General features: G+C 66.3%; 12 protein-coding genes. 5 read left to right on the plus strand and 7 right to left on the minus strand.

The window, feature by feature from the left end; translation table 11 throughout:
• Window positions 1-31 precede the first annotated feature (31 nt).
• Both parC and G3N97_RS10540 read left to right on the plus strand, forming a co-directional pair.
• Window positions 32-2,350 (plus strand): DNA topoisomerase IV subunit A, encoded by a 2,319-nt coding sequence (parC, locus tag G3N97_RS10535; protein WP_205993160.1) that lies wholly within the window; start codon window positions 32-34, stop codon window positions 2,348-2,350.
• 108 nt (window positions 2,351-2,458) lie between these two features.
• The gene (locus G3N97_RS10540) at window positions 2,459-2,917 is read left to right on the plus strand and encodes a DUF4149 domain-containing protein (RefSeq protein ID WP_065063706.1); all 459 of its coding nucleotides are present in this window, start codon (window positions 2,459-2,461) and stop codon (window positions 2,915-2,917) included.
• Window positions 2,918-2,983: 66 nt separating this feature from the next.
• On the opposite strand, the gene G3N97_RS10545 is transcribed toward G3N97_RS10540, so the two are convergent.
• Window positions 2,984-3,934, minus strand: coding sequence for a LysR family transcriptional regulator (locus G3N97_RS10545; protein ID WP_065063704.1), 951 nt, complete (start codon window positions 3,932-3,934; stop codon window positions 2,984-2,986).
• 225 nt (window positions 3,935-4,159) lie between these two features.
• Here G3N97_RS10545 and G3N97_RS10550 point away from each other — a divergent pair, with 225 nt between their 5' ends.
• From G3N97_RS10550 to G3N97_RS10560, 3 genes are all read left to right on the plus strand, one after another.
• Window positions 4,160-5,479, plus strand: coding sequence for an MFS transporter (locus tag G3N97_RS10550; RefSeq protein WP_205993161.1), 1,320 nt, complete (start codon window positions 4,160-4,162; stop codon window positions 5,477-5,479).
• A 71-nt stretch (window positions 5,480-5,550) separates the two neighbouring features.
• Entirely contained in the window at window positions 5,551-6,822 is a 1,272-nt protein-coding gene (locus G3N97_RS10555; protein WP_205993162.1) for a Zn-dependent hydrolase, read from the plus strand.
• Between the two features lie 13 nt (window positions 6,823-6,835).
• Window positions 6,836-7,864: a histone deacetylase family protein gene (locus G3N97_RS10560; protein ID WP_205993163.1), complete on the plus strand. Its 1,029-nt coding sequence runs from the start codon at window positions 6,836-6,838 to the stop codon at window positions 7,862-7,864.
• Between the two features lie 120 nt (window positions 7,865-7,984).
• Here the strand turns inward: G3N97_RS10560 and G3N97_RS10565 are convergent, their stop codons facing one another.
• The 6 genes from G3N97_RS10565 to G3N97_RS10590 all read right to left on the minus strand — a co-directional run bounded on the left by G3N97_RS10565 (window position 7,985) and on the right by G3N97_RS10590 (window position 15,302).
• Window positions 7,985-10,351, minus strand: a complete 2,367-nt coding sequence (locus G3N97_RS10565; protein WP_205993164.1) for an EAL domain-containing protein — start codon at window positions 10,349-10,351, stop codon at window positions 7,985-7,987.
• 424 nt (window positions 10,352-10,775) lie between these two features.
• Window positions 10,776-11,699 carry a PhzF family phenazine biosynthesis protein gene (locus tag G3N97_RS10570; protein ID WP_205993165.1) on the minus strand — a complete coding sequence of 308 codons (924 nt, stop codon included), beginning with the start codon at window positions 11,697-11,699 and terminating at the stop codon, window positions 10,776-10,778.
• A gap of 109 nt (window positions 11,700-11,808) precedes the next feature.
• On the minus strand, window positions 11,809-12,273 hold the full coding sequence (locus G3N97_RS10575; RefSeq protein WP_205993166.1) for a RidA family protein: 465 nt from the start codon (window positions 12,271-12,273) through the stop codon (window positions 11,809-11,811).
• Between the two features lie 53 nt (window positions 12,274-12,326).
• A complete protein-coding gene (locus G3N97_RS10580; protein ID WP_205993167.1) occupies window positions 12,327-13,526 on the minus strand; it encodes a PLP-dependent aminotransferase family protein in 1,200 nt (399 codons plus the stop codon).
• A 145-nt stretch (window positions 13,527-13,671) separates the two neighbouring features.
• Entirely contained in the window at window positions 13,672-14,577 is a 906-nt protein-coding gene (locus G3N97_RS10585; protein ID WP_205993168.1) for a DMT family transporter, read from the minus strand.
• Window positions 14,577-15,302 (minus strand): VOC family protein, encoded by a 726-nt coding sequence (locus tag G3N97_RS10590; RefSeq protein ID WP_205993181.1) that lies wholly within the window; start codon window positions 15,300-15,302, stop codon window positions 14,577-14,579. The genes G3N97_RS10585 and G3N97_RS10590 overlap by 1 nt, the downstream gene beginning before the upstream one ends.
• Window positions 15,303-15,307 lie beyond the last annotated feature (5 nt).

Consider the following 15,307-nt stretch of genomic DNA (forward strand, 5'->3'; position numbering starts at 1 on the left):
CGCCCGCACACGATTACGGACTGATTGAAACATGGACGATCTTTTTGCTGAAGTGAATGGCGCCGCGGAAGGCGGCGACTCGCTCACGCTCGGCCACTACGCGGAGCGCGCGTATCTCGACTACGCCGTGAGCGTGGTCAAGGGCCGTGCGCTGCCCGACGTCTGCGACGGCCAGAAGCCGGTGCAGCGCCGCATCCTGTTCGCGATGAACGAAATGGGCCTCGGCGACAACGCCAAGCCTGTGAAGTCGGCGCGCGTGGTCGGCGACGTGCTCGGCAAGTACCACCCGCACGGCGACCAGTCGGCGTACGACGCGCTCGTGCGCCTCGCGCAGGACTTCTCGATGCGCTATCCGCTCATCGACGGTCAGGGCAATTTCGGCTCGCGCGACGGCGACGGCGCGGCGGCCATGCGTTATACCGAAGCGCGCCTCACGCCCATCGCGAAGCTGCTGCTCGACGAAATCGACATGGGCACCGTCGATTTCATGCCGAATTACGACGGCTCGTTCCAGGAACCGAAGACGCTGCCCGCGCGTCTGCCGATGCTGCTGCTCAACGGCGCGTCGGGCATCGCGGTCGGTCTCGCCACGGAAATCCCGTCGCACAACCTGCGCGAAGTCGCGGCGGCGGCCGTCGCCATGATCCGCAATCCGAAGCTCACGCACGCGGAGATCATGGAGAAGGTGCCGGGCCCCGACTTCCCGGGCGGCGGCCAGATCATTTCGAGCGAAGCGGAAATCGCGGCGGCCTACGAATCGGGCCGCGGCAGCCTGAAGGTGCGCGCGCGCTGGAAGATCGAAGACCTCGCGCGCGGCCAGTGGCAACTGGTCGTCACCGAATTGCCGCCGAATACGTCCGGCCAGAAGGTGCTCGAGGAAATCGAAGAGCTGACCAACCCGAAGCTCAAGCTCGGCAAGAAGACGCTCACGCCGGAACAGCTGCAGAGCAAGCAGACCATGCTCGGCCTGCTCGACGCCGTGCGCGACGAGTCGGGTAAGGACGCGCCCGTGCGTCTCGTGTTCGAGCCGAAGACCAGCAAGATCGATCAGGCCGAGTTCGTCAATTCGCTGCTCGCGAACACGAGTCTCGAATCGAACGCCTCGCTCAATCTGGTGATGATCGGCGCCGACGGACGTCCGCGCCAGAAGGGCATCAGCGAGATCATCGGCGAGTGGATCGGCTTCCGTTTCGCCACGGTCACGCGCCGCACGCAGCATCGCCTGACCAAGGTCGACGACCGCATCCACATCCTCGAAGGGCGGATGATCGTCTTCCTCAACATCGACGAGGTCATCCGCATCATCCGCGAGTCGGACGAGCCGAAGGCCGCGCTGATGAGCGCGTTCGGTCTGTCCGAGCGCCAGGCCGAGGACATTCTTGAAATCCGTCTGCGTCAATTGGCGCGGCTCGAGAAGATCAAGATCGAGAAGGAACTCGCGGAACTGCGCGACGAGAAGGCCAAGCTCGAAGAACTGCTCGCGAACGAGTCGTCGATGAAGCGGCTCATCGTGAAGGAAATCGAAGCCGACGCGAAGCAATACGGCGACGACCGCCGCACGCTGATCCAGCAGGAAAAGCGCGCGACCTTCGAAGTGCGTGTCGTCGACGAACCGGTCACGGTCGTGGTGTCGCAGAAGGGCTGGGTGCGTGCGCTCAAGGGCCACGGCCTCGACAGCCAGAGCTTCACGTTCAAGGCCGGCGACGGTCTCTACGCGGCGTTCCAGTGCCGCACGCCCGACGTGCTGATCGCGTGGGGCAGCAAGGGCCGCGTCTATTCGGTGTCGGTCGCGCAACTGCCGGGCGGCCGCGGTGACGGCGTGCCGGTCACGTCGCTGATCGAGCTCGAAGCGGGCACGCATCTGCTGCATTACTTCGCGGCGAGCGCCGACCAGCCGCTGCTGCTCGCGTCGAGCAACGGCTTCGGCTTTATCGCGAAGATCGGCGACATGGTCAGCCGCGTGAAGGCGGGCAAGGCCTTCATGACGATCGACGAAGGCTGCACGCCGCTCGCGCCGATGCCGATGCTGCCGGGCGCGATCCAGGTCGCGTGTCTGTCGTCGGGCGGACGCCTACTGGTGTTCGGCCTCGACGAGATGAAGACGCTGTCGGGCGGCGGCCGCGGCGTCACGCTGATGCAACTCGACGACAAGGAAACGCTGACGCAGGCGCTGGCGATCTCGGCGGCGGGCGTGGTGCTCGTGGGCACGGGCCGCGCGCAGAAGCCGGGCGAGGACCTGATGGCGGGCGCGGTGCTTGCGCCGCAGATCGGCAAGCGTGCGCGCAAGGGCCGCGCGCCGGACTCGAAGCTCAAGGTCATCACGGGCATGCGTCCGGTGCTGCCGGGCTGATTGGATTCGCAGTCAGCGGCGCACATCCGGTACGAACGGTCGACGGGCATGAAATAATGCCGCGGCGGTTCGTACCGGAATCTTTTTCAAGCACGAGGAATTTCAAGCATGGGTCACGCGATCGAAGTCGCGCTGTTTTTGCATCTCTTGAGCGTGGCCGTGTGGGTAGGCGGCATGGTGTTCGCACACTTCTGTCTGCGCCCGGCGCTGGAAGATCTTTCGCCGCAGTTGCGCCTGCCGCTGATCGAATCGGTGTTCAGCCGCTTCTTCAACTGGGTCGGCATCTCCATCATCGTGATCCTGCTGACGGGCGGCTTCCTGCTGATGCAATTCGGCGGCGGTCACGCCACGTGGCAACTGCACGCAATGGCGGGTCTGGGCGTCATCATGATGCTGATCTTTGGTCACGTGCGCTTCGCGGTGTTTCCGCGCATCCGCCGCGCCGTGCAGGCGCAGAAGTGGCCCGACGGCGCGCGCGCCGTGGGTTCGATGCGCCGCCTCGTGTTCATCAATCTCGTGCTCGGCGTCGTGACGATCGGCGTGGCGGCGCTGGCGCGCGGGTTCTGATTCTTCCGCTTTAGCGCGCTTTGTCGCCAATTCGCGGCGCGTCGTGAGTCGCAGATTCAACGCGACTCAAAGACGCTCCGCGAGCGCGTAACGCTGCATGCAGCGCTCCATCGCGCCGAAGAACGCTTCTTCGGCCGCATTCATCTTGCGGTCGCGATGCCACAGCAAGTGGATATCGACGTCCGCGAGACCTTCCTCCGGCGGCAGTTGCCATAAGCGCTGCCGCGCCAGATCGTCCTTCACCGCGTGCTCGGGCAGGCAGCCGATGCCGTAGCCCGCGAAGATCAGCCGCCGCACTTCGTCCAGACTCGGCGACGACGCCACGATCCGCCCCGTAAAGCCGCGCTGATCGCGAAACACCGTGAGCGGCGAGAGGCTGTCGCCGATCTGGTCGCTCGTGAACGACACGAAATTCTCCGCGAGCAGATCCTCCATCGTCAGTTGCGAGAGGCCGAACAGCCGGTGATGGCGGCCGCAGAAGATCGCATAGCGCTGGCGCAGGAAGCAGCGCATCTCCAGTTTGTCGACGGGCGTGCGGCACAGGCTCAGGCCCGCGGTCGCGGTCTTCTGCAGCACCGACGAAATGATGTCCGACGAGCGCATCACCTCGATCTGCAAGTCGATACGCGGATACGCGACGTGGAATTCCGCGAGGAATTCGTCGTAGACGCGCGACTCGATGCGGCTCACCGTGAGCAGGCGGATCGAGCCGGTGATGTCGGCGGTGCGCTCGTCGAGTTCGGTTTCGAGCCGCGAGATGTTGCCGTAGATGTCGCTCGCGATCCGATACACCTCTTCGCCCGCCTGGGTGGGCACGAACTGCGCGCCGCGCCGCTCGATGAGCTTGCGGCCGAGCGCGTCTTCGAGGCGCTTGAGCGCCTGGCTCACGGCGGGTTGCGTGACGTAGAGGCGCGCGGCGGCGCGGCTCAGGCTGCGCTCCTGCATGATTGCGAGGTAGGTGCGCAGCAGATTCCAGTCGAGGCGGTCGTTCAGAAAACGGGTGGTGTCGGCGCGCATGGGCGTCTCCGAAAGGCGGTGCGACGGGGCATTCCGCCGTAGGTATAAGCCAGAATTATGCGCTGAATAATAACGCGAAATTTGACTAATGATTTGTGGCCAGCGATAAAGCTTGCGTGCGCGTTGCCTGCCTTCGGCTTCGATGCGACGCGCAACGCCCGATAACGCCGGACAACATCACGCAACACCCGCGCAAGACGATTCGCGCCCGAGGAGACTGACCAGATGACCACCCCACAAACCCCCGCCCGGCAACCGGTGCGCGCCGCCGCCGCGGCGTTCATCGGCACCATGATCGAGTGGTACGACTTCTACATCTACGCCACGGCCGCCGCGCTCGTGTTCGGCGAACTGTATTTCCCGTCCGAAGACCGCTTCGTGAGCACGATGGCGTCGTTCGCCACCTTCGCCGTGGGCTTCTTCGCGCGTCCGCTCGGCGGCCTGATCTTCGGGCATCTCGGTGACCGCATCGGCCGCAAGAAAGCGCTCATGACCACGCTGATGATGATGGGCGTCGCGACCGTCTGCGTCGGTTTGCTGCCGTCGTACGCGAAGGTCGGCGCGCTCGCGCCCGCGCTGCTGGTGCTGCTGCGCGTGGTGCAGGGCATCGCCGTGGGCGGCGAGTGGGGCGGTGCGGTGCTGATGGCGGGCGAACACGCGCCCGAAGGTCGCCGCACCTTCTTCGCCTCGTTCGCGCAGCTCGGCTCGCCGGCGGGCCTGATTCTGTCGCTGCTCGCGTTCCGCTCGGTCACGTCGCTCGACAAGGCCGATTTCCTCTCGTGGGGCTGGCGTCTGCCGTTCCTCGTCTCGGCCGTGCTGCTCGTGGTCGGCATCATGATCCGTCTTGGCGTGAACGAGTCGCCGGAATTCGAGAAGCTCAAGGATCAGCGCCGCACCGTGAAGCTGCCGGTCGCGGAGGTGTTCAAGTCGGCGTGGGGCCTCGTGCTGCTGTGTATCGGCGCGAACACGATCGGCATCGCGGGCGTGTACTTCACGAACACCTTCATGATCGCGTACACGACGCAGTACGTCGGCATCACGCGTTCGCTGATTCTCGACTGCCTGTTCATCGTCGCGTTCATCCAGTTCCTTTCGCAGCCGCTCGCCGCGTGGCTCGCCGAACGCATGGGCGGCGCGCGCTTCCTCAAGTGCGCGGCGGTCGCGGCGATGGTCTCGCCGTATCCGATGTTCATGCTCGTGCAAACGGGGCAGGTCGTGCCGATGGTGATCGGCATCGCCATCGCGGTGGTCTGCATGGCGAGTTTCTATTCGGTGATCGCGGGCTTCGTCTCGGGCGTGTTCCCGACGCGCGTGCGCTACTCGGCGATCTCGCTCTCGTACCAGGTGTGCGGCGCGATCGCGGGCGGTCTCACGCCGCTCGTCGGCACCTGGCTCGCGCATCGTTACACGGGCCAGTGGTGGCCGCTGGCGGTGTTCTACACCTGCCTCGCAGGCATCTCGCTGTTCTGCATCGTCGGGCTCGATGCGCGCCGCAGCCAGCACGCGCACGACGAGTCCGCCGCCAAGGTAGTGGGTTCGCATTGATGCGCCTGCAAATCGCCTTGTGAAGCAAAGAAGCAAGCAAAGAATCAAGCAATAAACCAGGAATTGAATCGATGAAAGCACTTCTGCATATCGACGGCCCACGTCTGTGGGCGAGTCTCACGGAGATGGCAAAGATCGGTGCGACGGCGGGCGGCGGCGTGCGCCGTCTCGCGCTCACCGAAGAAGACCGCCGCGGCCGCGAGCTGTTCGCGACGTGGTGCCGCGAAGCCGGCATGAGCGTGTGGACCGACGAAGTCGGCAACCTGTTCGCGCGCCGCGCCGGCACCGACGCGAACGCCGCGCCCGTGATGATGGGCAGCCACCTCGACACGCAGCCCGAAGGCGGCCGCTTCGACGGCGTGTATGGCGTGCTGGCCGCGCTCGAAGTGGTGCGCGCGCTCAACGACGCCGATGCCGTCACGGAGAAGCCCATCGAGATCTGCTCGTGGACCAACGAGGAAGGCGCGCGCTTCACGCCCGCGATGCTCGGCTCGGCGGTGTTCGCCGGCGCGATGACGCTCGACGACGCGCTCGCACGCACCGACGCCGACGGCGTGACGCTCGGCGCGGCGCTCGACGCATGCGGCGCGCGCGGCACGCATCCCGTGCAGGGCGTGGCGGTCGACAGCTACTTCGAGGCGCACATCGAACAAGGCCCGATCCTCGAAGCGAACGGCACCACCATCGGCGTGGTGACGGGCGGCCAGGCGATCCGCTGGTTCGACGTGACGGTGACGGGCGTGGCCGCGCACGCGGGCACGACACCGATGCGATATCGCAAGGACGCCTTCTTCGGCGCGGCGCAGATGGCGCTGGAAATCGAGCGCGTGATGGCGCGCTACGCGCCGCTCGGTCTGGTGACGATCGGCCAGATCCAGGTTGCCAATTCGTCGCGCAATACGATTGCCGCGAACCTCACGTTCACCGTCGATCTGCGTCATCCCGACGATGCGCAGATCGACGCGATGGAGCGCGATCTGCGCGCCGTCTGCGCGTCGGTGGCGGCGGGGCGCGGTCTCGGTGCGCAGATCCAGCATTGCTGGACCAGCCCGGCGACGCCGTTCGACGCCGCGTGTGTGGGTCTCGTCGCCGAGGCCGTGGAAGCGCTTGGCTATCCTAACGAACGCATCGTGAGCGGCGCGGGCCACGACGCCATCCACCTCGCGCGCTATTGCCCGACCGCGATGGTGTTCATCCCCTGCGTGGACGGCCTCTCGCACAACGAAGCCGAAGACGCGCTGCCCGAGGACGTGACCGCGGGCACCAACGTATTGCTCAACGCCGTGGCGGCGCGCGCCGGTGCGCGCGTACCGCAGGCGGTGAACGCAGAAGCCGACGCATGACGGAGAACGAACGATGAAGACCTGGTTTCACCCCGAACAGTTGCTGCACCATCCGCGTACCTATCTGTCGCGCGGCCAGATGCGCGAGCCGCAGGAAGTGCCCGAGCGCGCCGCGCGTCTCGTGGCCGCCGCGCATTCGCTCGGCTTCAGCGTGAGCGAGCCCGCCGACTTCGGCACCGCGCCGATCGCCGCCGTGCACGACATGAACTATCTGCGCTTCCTCGAAGAAGCGCACGCCGAATGGAAGCGCATGCCCGACGATTGGGGCGACGAAGTGATGTCGAACATCTACGTGCGCGATCCGAATCCGCTGCGCGGCGTGCTCGCGCAGGCGGCGCGTTATCTCGCCGACGGCAGTTGCCCGGTCGGCGCGAATACGTGGCGCGCGGCGTACTGGTCGGCGCAGAGCGCGCTGGCCGCGGCGGCAACCGTCAACGAAGGCGCGGGCGCGTCGTATGCGCTGTGCCGTCCGCCCGGCCATCACGCGCGTGCGGACGCGGCGGGCGGCTTCTGCTACCTGAACAACGCGGCGATCGCGGCGCAGTCGCTCAAGAGCCGCTTCAAGCGCGTGGCGATTCTCGACACCGACATGCACCACGGCCAGGGCGTGCAGGAAATCTTCTATGGCCGCGACGATGTGCTCTACATCTCGATCCACGGCGATCCGACCAACTTCTATCCGGTGGTCGCGGGCTACGAAGACGAACGCGGCGCGGGCGAGGGCGAGGGCTACAACGTCAATCTGCCGATGCCGCATGGCGCGAGCGAGGATGTGTTCTTCGAGCGTGTCGAGTCGGCGTTGCGCGTGTTGCGGCGGTTCCAGCCCGACGCGCTGGTGCTCGCGCTCGGCTTCGACATCTACAAGGACGATCCGCAGTCGAAGGTGGCCGTGAGCACCGAGGGCTTCGGCAAGCTCGGCGAAGCGATCGGCGCGCTCGGTCTGCCTTCGGTGATCGTACAGGAAGGCGGTTACCACCTCGAAAGCCTGGAGGACAATGCGCGGGCGTTCTTCGGCGGCTTTGGCGCGAAGCATGCGCGCTGACGCAGGCTGACGCCCGCGTCGAAAAACAAAAGGCGCACCCGTCGGGGTGCGCCTTTTTTGTTTGGGCGTCGAAGCGCTAACTCACGCTCGACGTTCGCTCAACTTCCGCTCAACGCTCTATCAACGCGGTTGCGAAGCGTCGCTCACCCGCTCGCCATGCTGCTCGCTCACGCCGGAACCCGGCTGCGCCGCGCCGCATACGCCGAAGCGCTCGATCAGCGCCGGCACGCCTTCCACGGGCACGGGCCGCGAGAACAGGAAGCCTTGCGCCTCGATCGGACCGAGCGCGGCGAGCCACGCGATCTGCTCCTCGGTTTCCGTGCCTTCGACGACCACGGTGAGCCCCAGCGAGCGCGCGAGATTGACGATGGCCGACACCATCACGCAAACGCTGCGGTCGGCGGGAATCGCCTGCACGAACGAGCGGTCGACCTTGAGCGTGTCCACGGCGAAGCGGTTCAGATACGAGAGCGACGAATAGCCCGTGCCGAAGTCGTCGAGCGCGACGCGCACGCCAAGGCGCTTGAGCGCGAAGATCTTCTCGGAGACGAGTTCCGGATACTCCATCATCGCCGTCTCGGTGATTTCGAGTTCGAGCTTGTGCGCGGCGATGCCGGTTTCTTCGATCGCGTGCGAGATGGTCTCGTAGAGATCGCCGCGCCAGAACTGCACGGCCGAAATGTTGACGGCGAGCGAGAGCGTTTCGTAGCCCTGTTGCTGCCACAGCGCGAGCTGCGCGCACGCGGTGCGAATGACGAAGTCGCCGACCGGCACGATCAGGCCCGTCGACTCGGCCACCGGAATGAATTCGCTCGCGGGAATCAGCCCGTATTGCGGATGGTTCCAGCGCACCAGCGCCTCGAAGCCCGTGATGCAGCGGCGGCGCAGATCGATCTTCGGCTGATAGGCGAGGAACAACTGGCCTTCGGAGAGCGCCACGCGCAGTTGCTGCTCCCACTTCATCAGATGGTCGGCGCGATGCGCGAGTTGCGGCGAATAGAAGCGGAAGCAGTTGCGGCCCGCTTCTTTCGCTGCGTACATCGCGAGGTCGGCCTTCTTGAGCAGGTCGATCTCGCTCTCGTGCGCGACCGCGTAGAGCGCGATGCCCGTGCTCGCATGCAGCACGAACGCACTGCCGCGCACATCGAACGGATGCGTGAAGGCGGCGTTGGTGGTTTCGGCGAGCGTGCTCGCGCGCTTCTCGATGTCGTCGCCCTTGATGATGACGACGAACTCGTCGCCGCCGATCCGCGCGAGCGTGCCCGAGCCGCCGACGGCGTCGGCCAGACGCGCCGCGCTCATCTGCAGCACGATGTCGCCGGCGTTGTGGCCGAGCGTGTCGTTGACGGTCTTGAAGTTGTCGAGGTCGATGAAGAGAATTGCGAGACGCCCGAGATTGCCCGGCTGCGAGACTTCGTGGCGCAGCCGCTGCAAGGTGGCGTAGCGGTTGGGCAGGCCGGTCAGCAGGTCGTACTGCACGAGTTGCGACATCTCGCGCTCGCGGCCCAGCAGCTTGCCGATCAGGCCCGTGGCCACCGCGAAGAACGACAGCATGGCGAGCGAGATGAACGTCGCCATCATCAGATAGACGTCGCGCGTGTGGTTGTAGTCGGCGAACTCCTCGGCTTGCGAGAGGCCCACCAGCACGCCGAGCGGATAGCCGTCGATATGGCGGTACGAAACGATGCGCGTCACGTGGTCGATCGGATCGACATAGGTGCCCGAGACGTGCTCGGAAATCGGATACACGCCGCTCGCCGAGAACGTGCCGTTCGCGCGTTCGGCGCTGCCGGTGCGGCGCGCGAGCACGGCGCCGGTGTCCGAGATCACGGCGATCACGCCTTCGCGGCCGATCGCGGCGTTGTTGTAGAAGTCGCTCGTGAAATAGCTCGGGTCTTCCGAGACCACGACCACGCCCGCGAACGAACCGTCCGGATGATTGAGGCGGCGCGTCATCTGCAAGGTCCAGTGACCCGAGACGCGCCCGAGCACCGGCTTGCTGATAAAGAGCTGATCGTCGTTCTCGTGCTCGTGCACCTTGAAGTGCTCGCGGTCCGAGAGATCGATGGGCTTGGGATTCGGGTCGGCGGTGTTGGCGACCAGCTTGCCGTGCTCGTCGATGATCGACACCTGCACGAGCGAGTCGCTCTGCACGACGCCTTTCTCGACCGTGGTCGCGAGATTGAAGCGCTCAGGCGTTTTCTCGAACTCGTACTTCACGAAGCGCGTGATCTGGTCGACCTGATGGATCGCCTTCACGGTGTGCTGTTCGAGCGCCGCCGAGAGAATGGCCGCGGAGGCGGTGGCCTCGCGCATGGTGGCTTCTTTTTCGACCGAGAGACGCGTGAAGATAACGGCCCACAACAGAATGAGCACCAGCACGCCGAGCAGCGGAATCGCGAGCAGCGTACGCGGACGCGTGTATGCCGGTCCCGTCGTGCCACGCAGGCCCGGTTCGCGCGAGAACGGACGCCAGTTGGTGCTCATCGTGTACGCGGCGAACGCGAGGGTGCCTGCCGCTGATGCGACGGCCGGGACGACGACAAGGCGCTCGGTTGAATCGGCGGCATCTATGGAACGGCGGTGGAAGTAGCGCGGCAAGCGCGGGCATGGGCCAGCGGACGCAGCGATGCGTCCAATGTCTGGATCTTAATGGTTGGGGAATGATTAAGGAAGCGGTACCCCCTCGGGTATACGCCAGTCGGTTGCGCGATGCGTAAGTCCATCATGTGTCGCGCATAGTTGACGCATGGCGCATACGCCTGGCAGGGCGTGCCTCGCGCGTGCGCAGCGCGCATGCCTGGTGCACAGGCCGGGTAAGTATTCGAAAGGCATGCCGGGGCGTTGCACCCCGGCTGATTTCCGTCGCGCTTCAGTCGTGCTTCAATCTCGCGCGATCAAGGCAGGGCGATTAAGGCAGCGCAATCGTGCCGTCGATCACCGTGACCGACGCGCCGCCCACCCACATCTTGTCCGCTGCATCGTCGTAGTCGATGGAGACGCGGCCGTCACGCCCCATTGCGGTGCCCTGGCGCACGGTGTAGCGGCTGCCCGGGCGGCGTTGCTGCTGCGCGAGCAGCAACGCGATCGCGGCATTGGCACTGCCGGTGACAGGGTCTTCGCCGTTGCCGAGACCGGTCATCAGGCAGCGCACTTCGAAGGTCGCGGGGCCGTCCGCCGCGTGCGGGCCGTAGGCCGCGAGTCCCTGTGCGCCCACGCCGGACGCGACGCTCGCGAGCGCGGCGTAGTCGACGTCGAGCGCGAGCACATCGTCGGCGCTCGCGAAGCGCACCACGAGCCACGGCGCGCCATTATTTACGCCACACGGTTGCGCGGAGAAGTCGATGGCCGTGCTGTCCGGCGCGAGGCGCAAGGCCGCGCGCAATGCGTCGTACTGCGATTCAGGCAGCGGCGTGACGCTCGCGGGCGGCGCGGCGAAGGCCCAGGCGGGCGCGGCCTTCGCGTCCTGCGTGTCCTGCGTGCGATCGGCGCGATCGGCGAGATCGATGAGACCCGCCGCGCATTCCTGCACGAGCCGGCTCGGCGTTTTCGGCGTGCGGCCGCTGTCGAGAAACGCGTGCGCCGTGCCGAGCGTCGGATGGCCTGCGAAAGGCAGCTCGCCCTGGGTCGTGAAGATGCGCACGCGATAGTCGGCGCGCGCGTCGGTGGGCGCGAGCAGGAAGCTGGTTTCGGACAGATTGGTCCAGCGCGCGATGGCCTGCATCTGCGCGGTGTCGAGCGCGTCGGCGTCGAACACGACGGCGAGCGGATTGCCCTTGAAGGGCCGCGACGTGAAGACGTCGACCTGTTTGAAGCGGACGCTGCGAAGTGTCATGGTCGGCAATATCCGGGTGGAAACGTACGGCGAAAAAAAACCGCACCTCGCGGCGCGGTTGAGTATCGCTGAGGCGAGCCGGCGCGCGTGGCGCAAGCTCGCGCAACGCTTACTCGACTTCGGCGATCAGCTCGATCTCGACGCACGCGCCGAGCGGAATCTGCGCGACGCCGAATGCCGAGCGCGCGTGCTTGCCCTTCTCGCCGAACACGTCGGCGATCAGCTCCGAGGCGCCGTTCGTCACGATGTGCTGTTCCGTGAAGTCGAGCGTCGAGTTCACGAGGCTCATCAGCTTGACGACGCGCTTGACCTTGTTGAGGTCGCCGACGTGCGCGTGCAGCGTCGCCAGCAGATCGATCGCGATCGAACGCGCGGCGGCCTTGCCTTCTTCGGTCGAGAGCGAGTCGCCGAGCTTGCCGGCCCAGACCTTGCCGTCCTTCTTCGCGATGTGGCCCGAGAGGTACACCGTGTTGCCGCTTTGCGCGCTCATCACGTAAGCCGCGGCGGGTGCGCCGGCGGTCGGCAGTTCGATGCCGAGTTCTTTGAGGCGGTCGTAGACGTTGATGTCAGCCATGATCAGGAGTCCTTTTACGTTGAACGGGGTTTGTCGCGATTCGGGCGTGCGCGTCAAATGCGCGCGCGGATCAGCGCGGCGAGTTTCGCCACGCCTTCTTCGATCTTCGCGGGCGGCACGGTCACGAACGACAGACGCAGCTTGTTGCGCTGCGGTTCGCTCGCGAAGAACGGCGCGCCGGGCACGAAGGCCACATTCTGCGCGACCGCTTCTTCCAGCAACTTCATACTGTCGATCTGTTGCGGCAGCGTGACCCAGATGAACATGCCGCCTTCGGGGCGATTCCAGCTCACGCCTTCGGGCATGTTGCGCGCGAGCGAGTCGAGCATCGCCTCGCACTGGTCGCGATAGAGCGCGCGCACCTTCGGAATGTGCGTATCGAGGAAGCCATCTTTCACGACTTCGTGGACGATGCGCTGCGTGAAGCTCGGCGTGTGCAGGTCGGTGGCCTGCTTGGCCTGCACGAGTTTGAAATGCAGATCCTCGGGCGCGATGATGTAACCCACGCGCAGACCCGGCGCCAGCACCTTCGAGAACGAACCGAGATGCACGATGTGCTCGGGCGCCATCGAGTGGACCGTCGGCAGCGGCTCGCCCGCGTAGAGCAGCGCGCCGTAGGGATCGTCCTCGATGACCGGGAAGGGCGCGCGCTTCGCGAATTCGGCGAGCGCCTGGCGGCGGTCGAGCGGCAGACGGCGGCCGGTCGGATTCTGGAAGTTCGGGATCGCGTAGAGCAGACGCGCGCCGGCCGTCATGTCGGGCGTCAGGCCTTCGATGACAAGACCCTTTTCGTCGGTCGGCACCTGCACATAGCGCGGTTCGTAGAGCGAAAACGACTGCAGCGCGCCGAGATAGGTCGGCGTTTCCACCAGCACCGGGCTGTCCGGCGAGACCAGCACCTTGCCGATCAGGTCGAGCGCCTGCTGCGAACCCGTGGTGATCAGCACCTGCGACGGACGCACTTTCGCGCCGCCCACCGAGTGACGCTCGGCGACCCATTCGCGCAGCGGCATATAGCCTTCGGTCGCGCTGTACTGGAGCGCGCCCGACGGATCGTCGCGCAGGATGCGATCGGCGGCGGCGCGCATTTCCTCGGCCGGGAAGCTGGCCGGCGCGGGCAGACCGCCGGCGAACGAAATGACTTCGGGGCGCTCGGTGACCTTGAGGATTTCGCGAATCGCCGAGCTGGTCAGCTTGATTGCACGCTCGGACAGTTGCCACGCGGGGGCGGCTTTGAGATCGCTCTGGTCCATGGGGTCTCCTTGTTGGTTCCTGGAATTCGGGTCGGCGAATTCGATTCGGCAAATTCGGTGAACGGGTGCTGAACGATGCGATTTTCGAGGCGGCGCGCCAGACTTTTGCGCCGCCGAAAACCTTGGATTATGACGTGAAACGCGCTCAAGCGCGCGCGGGCTCGGGCGCGGTGCGGATGGCGGCGCGGCGGCCGAACACGACGGTGGCGATCACGGCCGCCGCATAAAGCCACGCGGAAGCCGCGACCTGCTCGCCGAATACGAGCGCCGAGAACGCCATCGTGAAGAAAATCTGCAGCAGCTGGACCTGGCCGACGCGCGCCGTGCCGCCCATCGCCAGCCCCGCGTACCACGCGAAGAAGCCGAGGAACTGCGAGAACAGCGTGACGTAGCCGAAGGCGAGCCAGGTCTTGAGCGCGACCGGTTCCGGATGCGCGACGTGATGCGCCCACGCGAGCCAGCCCACCGGAATCGCCAGAAACGGCGCCGAAAGCACCAGCGCCCAGCAGATCACCTGCCAGCCGCCCAGTTGCCGCGCGAGCCGCGCGCCTTCGGCGTAACCGAGCGCGCCGATGCCGACTGCGACCAGCATCCACGCGTCGCCGGCGTGCAGCGCGCCGCCGCCCGCCTGGAGCGCGAACGCCACCACGAGCGCGCTGCCGATCAGCGCGCTGAACCAGAACGCCTTCGACGGGCGCTCGTGCGAGAGCCATGCGGCGTAGATCGCCACCGCGAGCGGTTGCAGGCCGTTGACGATCGCGCCGTGCGAAGCGGGCACGCTCTTCATCGCCCACGCCGAAAACACCGGATACGCGACGATCACGCCCAGCGACACCACGGCGAGACTCTTGACCTGCGCCCAGTTGGGCCGCTTTTCGCGGCGCAGCCAGAGCAGCAGGGCGGCGGGGACGGCGGCGGCGAGCGCGCGGCCGAGACCGTTCAGCAGAGGATGGAATTCGGTGACGACGATGCGCGTCATCGGCAGCGTCAGACTGAAGATCATGACGCCGACGAGGCCGAGCAGCATGCCCTGGGTTTCGCGTGCTTTCATTATGCGGATTCGCGCTCGACAGATCGGCGTGCGGGCGCGCCGAGCGATCGCGGTCCCGACGGGGTTTCGAAGTGCGCGACGAGCGCGGGGGAATCGGCTTCTTCGACCGTCATCAGCGCCGATGCGCCGAGCCAGTCCAGTTGCGCGCGGATCGTGTCCGCCTGCGGGTGATAGCCGGTGAGCGAGGTGAGCGCGACGCCGCTTTCGTCGAGCGATTGCGACGGATGGCGCGGCGTGTCCCACTGAATGAGCGAGGGCAGCACGCCGTCGCCGGCGCCTTGCCACGCGGGGAACGCGCCGTCGAGCGGCACGCTCAGTTGCCAGCTCAGGTTGCCGCGCGTCATCGGCACGAGGTCGGCGATGCGCTGCGGATACTGCGCGCGCCAGCGTGCGAGGCTGCGCGGCGGCTCCACGCGCGCGACCCAGTGCGAGAGGTACGGGCCCGCGTCGAGCCGCGCCTGCACGGCCGGATCGTCGAGCGCGAACAGGCGCGAGCGGCCCTGGCCCTGACTTTGCCCCGAAGCGTTCGCCGCCGGATCGACCGCGATCACTTCCAGATAGACGCCACCCCACAGACCGAGCAGACGGTTGTGGGTGCGCATCAGCGGATGCGCGCCGCCGCCTGCGGGCGCGACGCCGAGCGTGTCCGCCACGTATTGCGTGCCTTCTTCCAGCGTGCGGGCGGAAACGACGAGATGATCGAGACGAAGCGGCGTGGCGGTCATGTGCG

It is taken from the genome of Paraburkholderia sp. Ac-20347 (assembly GCF_017104805.1).
In the GTDB taxonomy this organism is placed as follows: domain Bacteria; phylum Pseudomonadota; class Gammaproteobacteria; order Burkholderiales; family Burkholderiaceae; genus Paraburkholderia; species Paraburkholderia tropica.

What these genes read in the sequence shown, in the direction of transcription:
- parC (WP_205993160.1), top strand. Translation starts at nt 32, where the DNA reads ATGGACGATCTTTTTGCTGAAGTGAATGGCGCCGCGGAAGGCGGCGAC.
- G3N97_RS10540 (WP_065063706.1), top strand. Translation starts at nt 2,459, where the DNA reads ATGGGTCACGCGATCGAAGTCGCGCTGTTTTTGCATCTCTTGAGCGTG.
- G3N97_RS10545 (WP_065063704.1), bottom strand. Translation starts at nt 3,934, where the DNA reads ATGCGCGCCGACACCACCCGTTTTCTGAACGACCGCCTCGACTGGAAT.
- G3N97_RS10550 (WP_205993161.1), top strand. Translation starts at nt 4,160, where the DNA reads ATGACCACCCCACAAACCCCCGCCCGGCAACCGGTGCGCGCCGCCGCC.
- G3N97_RS10555 (WP_205993162.1), top strand. Translation starts at nt 5,551, where the DNA reads ATGAAAGCACTTCTGCATATCGACGGCCCACGTCTGTGGGCGAGTCTC.
- G3N97_RS10560 (WP_205993163.1), top strand. Translation starts at nt 6,836, where the DNA reads ATGAAGACCTGGTTTCACCCCGAACAGTTGCTGCACCATCCGCGTACC.
- G3N97_RS10565 (WP_205993164.1), bottom strand. Translation starts at nt 10,351, where the DNA reads ATGAGCACCAACTGGCGTCCGTTCTCGCGCGAACCGGGCCTGCGTGGC.
- G3N97_RS10570 (WP_205993165.1), bottom strand. Translation starts at nt 11,699, where the DNA reads ATGACACTTCGCAGCGTCCGCTTCAAACAGGTCGACGTCTTCACGTCG.
- G3N97_RS10575 (WP_205993166.1), bottom strand. Translation starts at nt 12,273, where the DNA reads ATGGCTGACATCAACGTCTACGACCGCCTCAAAGAACTCGGCATCGAA.
- G3N97_RS10580 (WP_205993167.1), bottom strand. Translation starts at nt 13,526, where the DNA reads ATGGACCAGAGCGATCTCAAAGCCGCCCCCGCGTGGCAACTGTCCGAG.
- G3N97_RS10585 (WP_205993168.1), bottom strand. Translation starts at nt 14,577, where the DNA reads ATGAAAGCACGCGAAACCCAGGGCATGCTGCTCGGCCTCGTCGGCGTC.
- G3N97_RS10590 (WP_205993181.1), bottom strand. Translation starts at nt 15,302, where the DNA reads ATGACCGCCACGCCGCTTCGTCTCGATCATCTCGTCGTTTCCGCCCGC.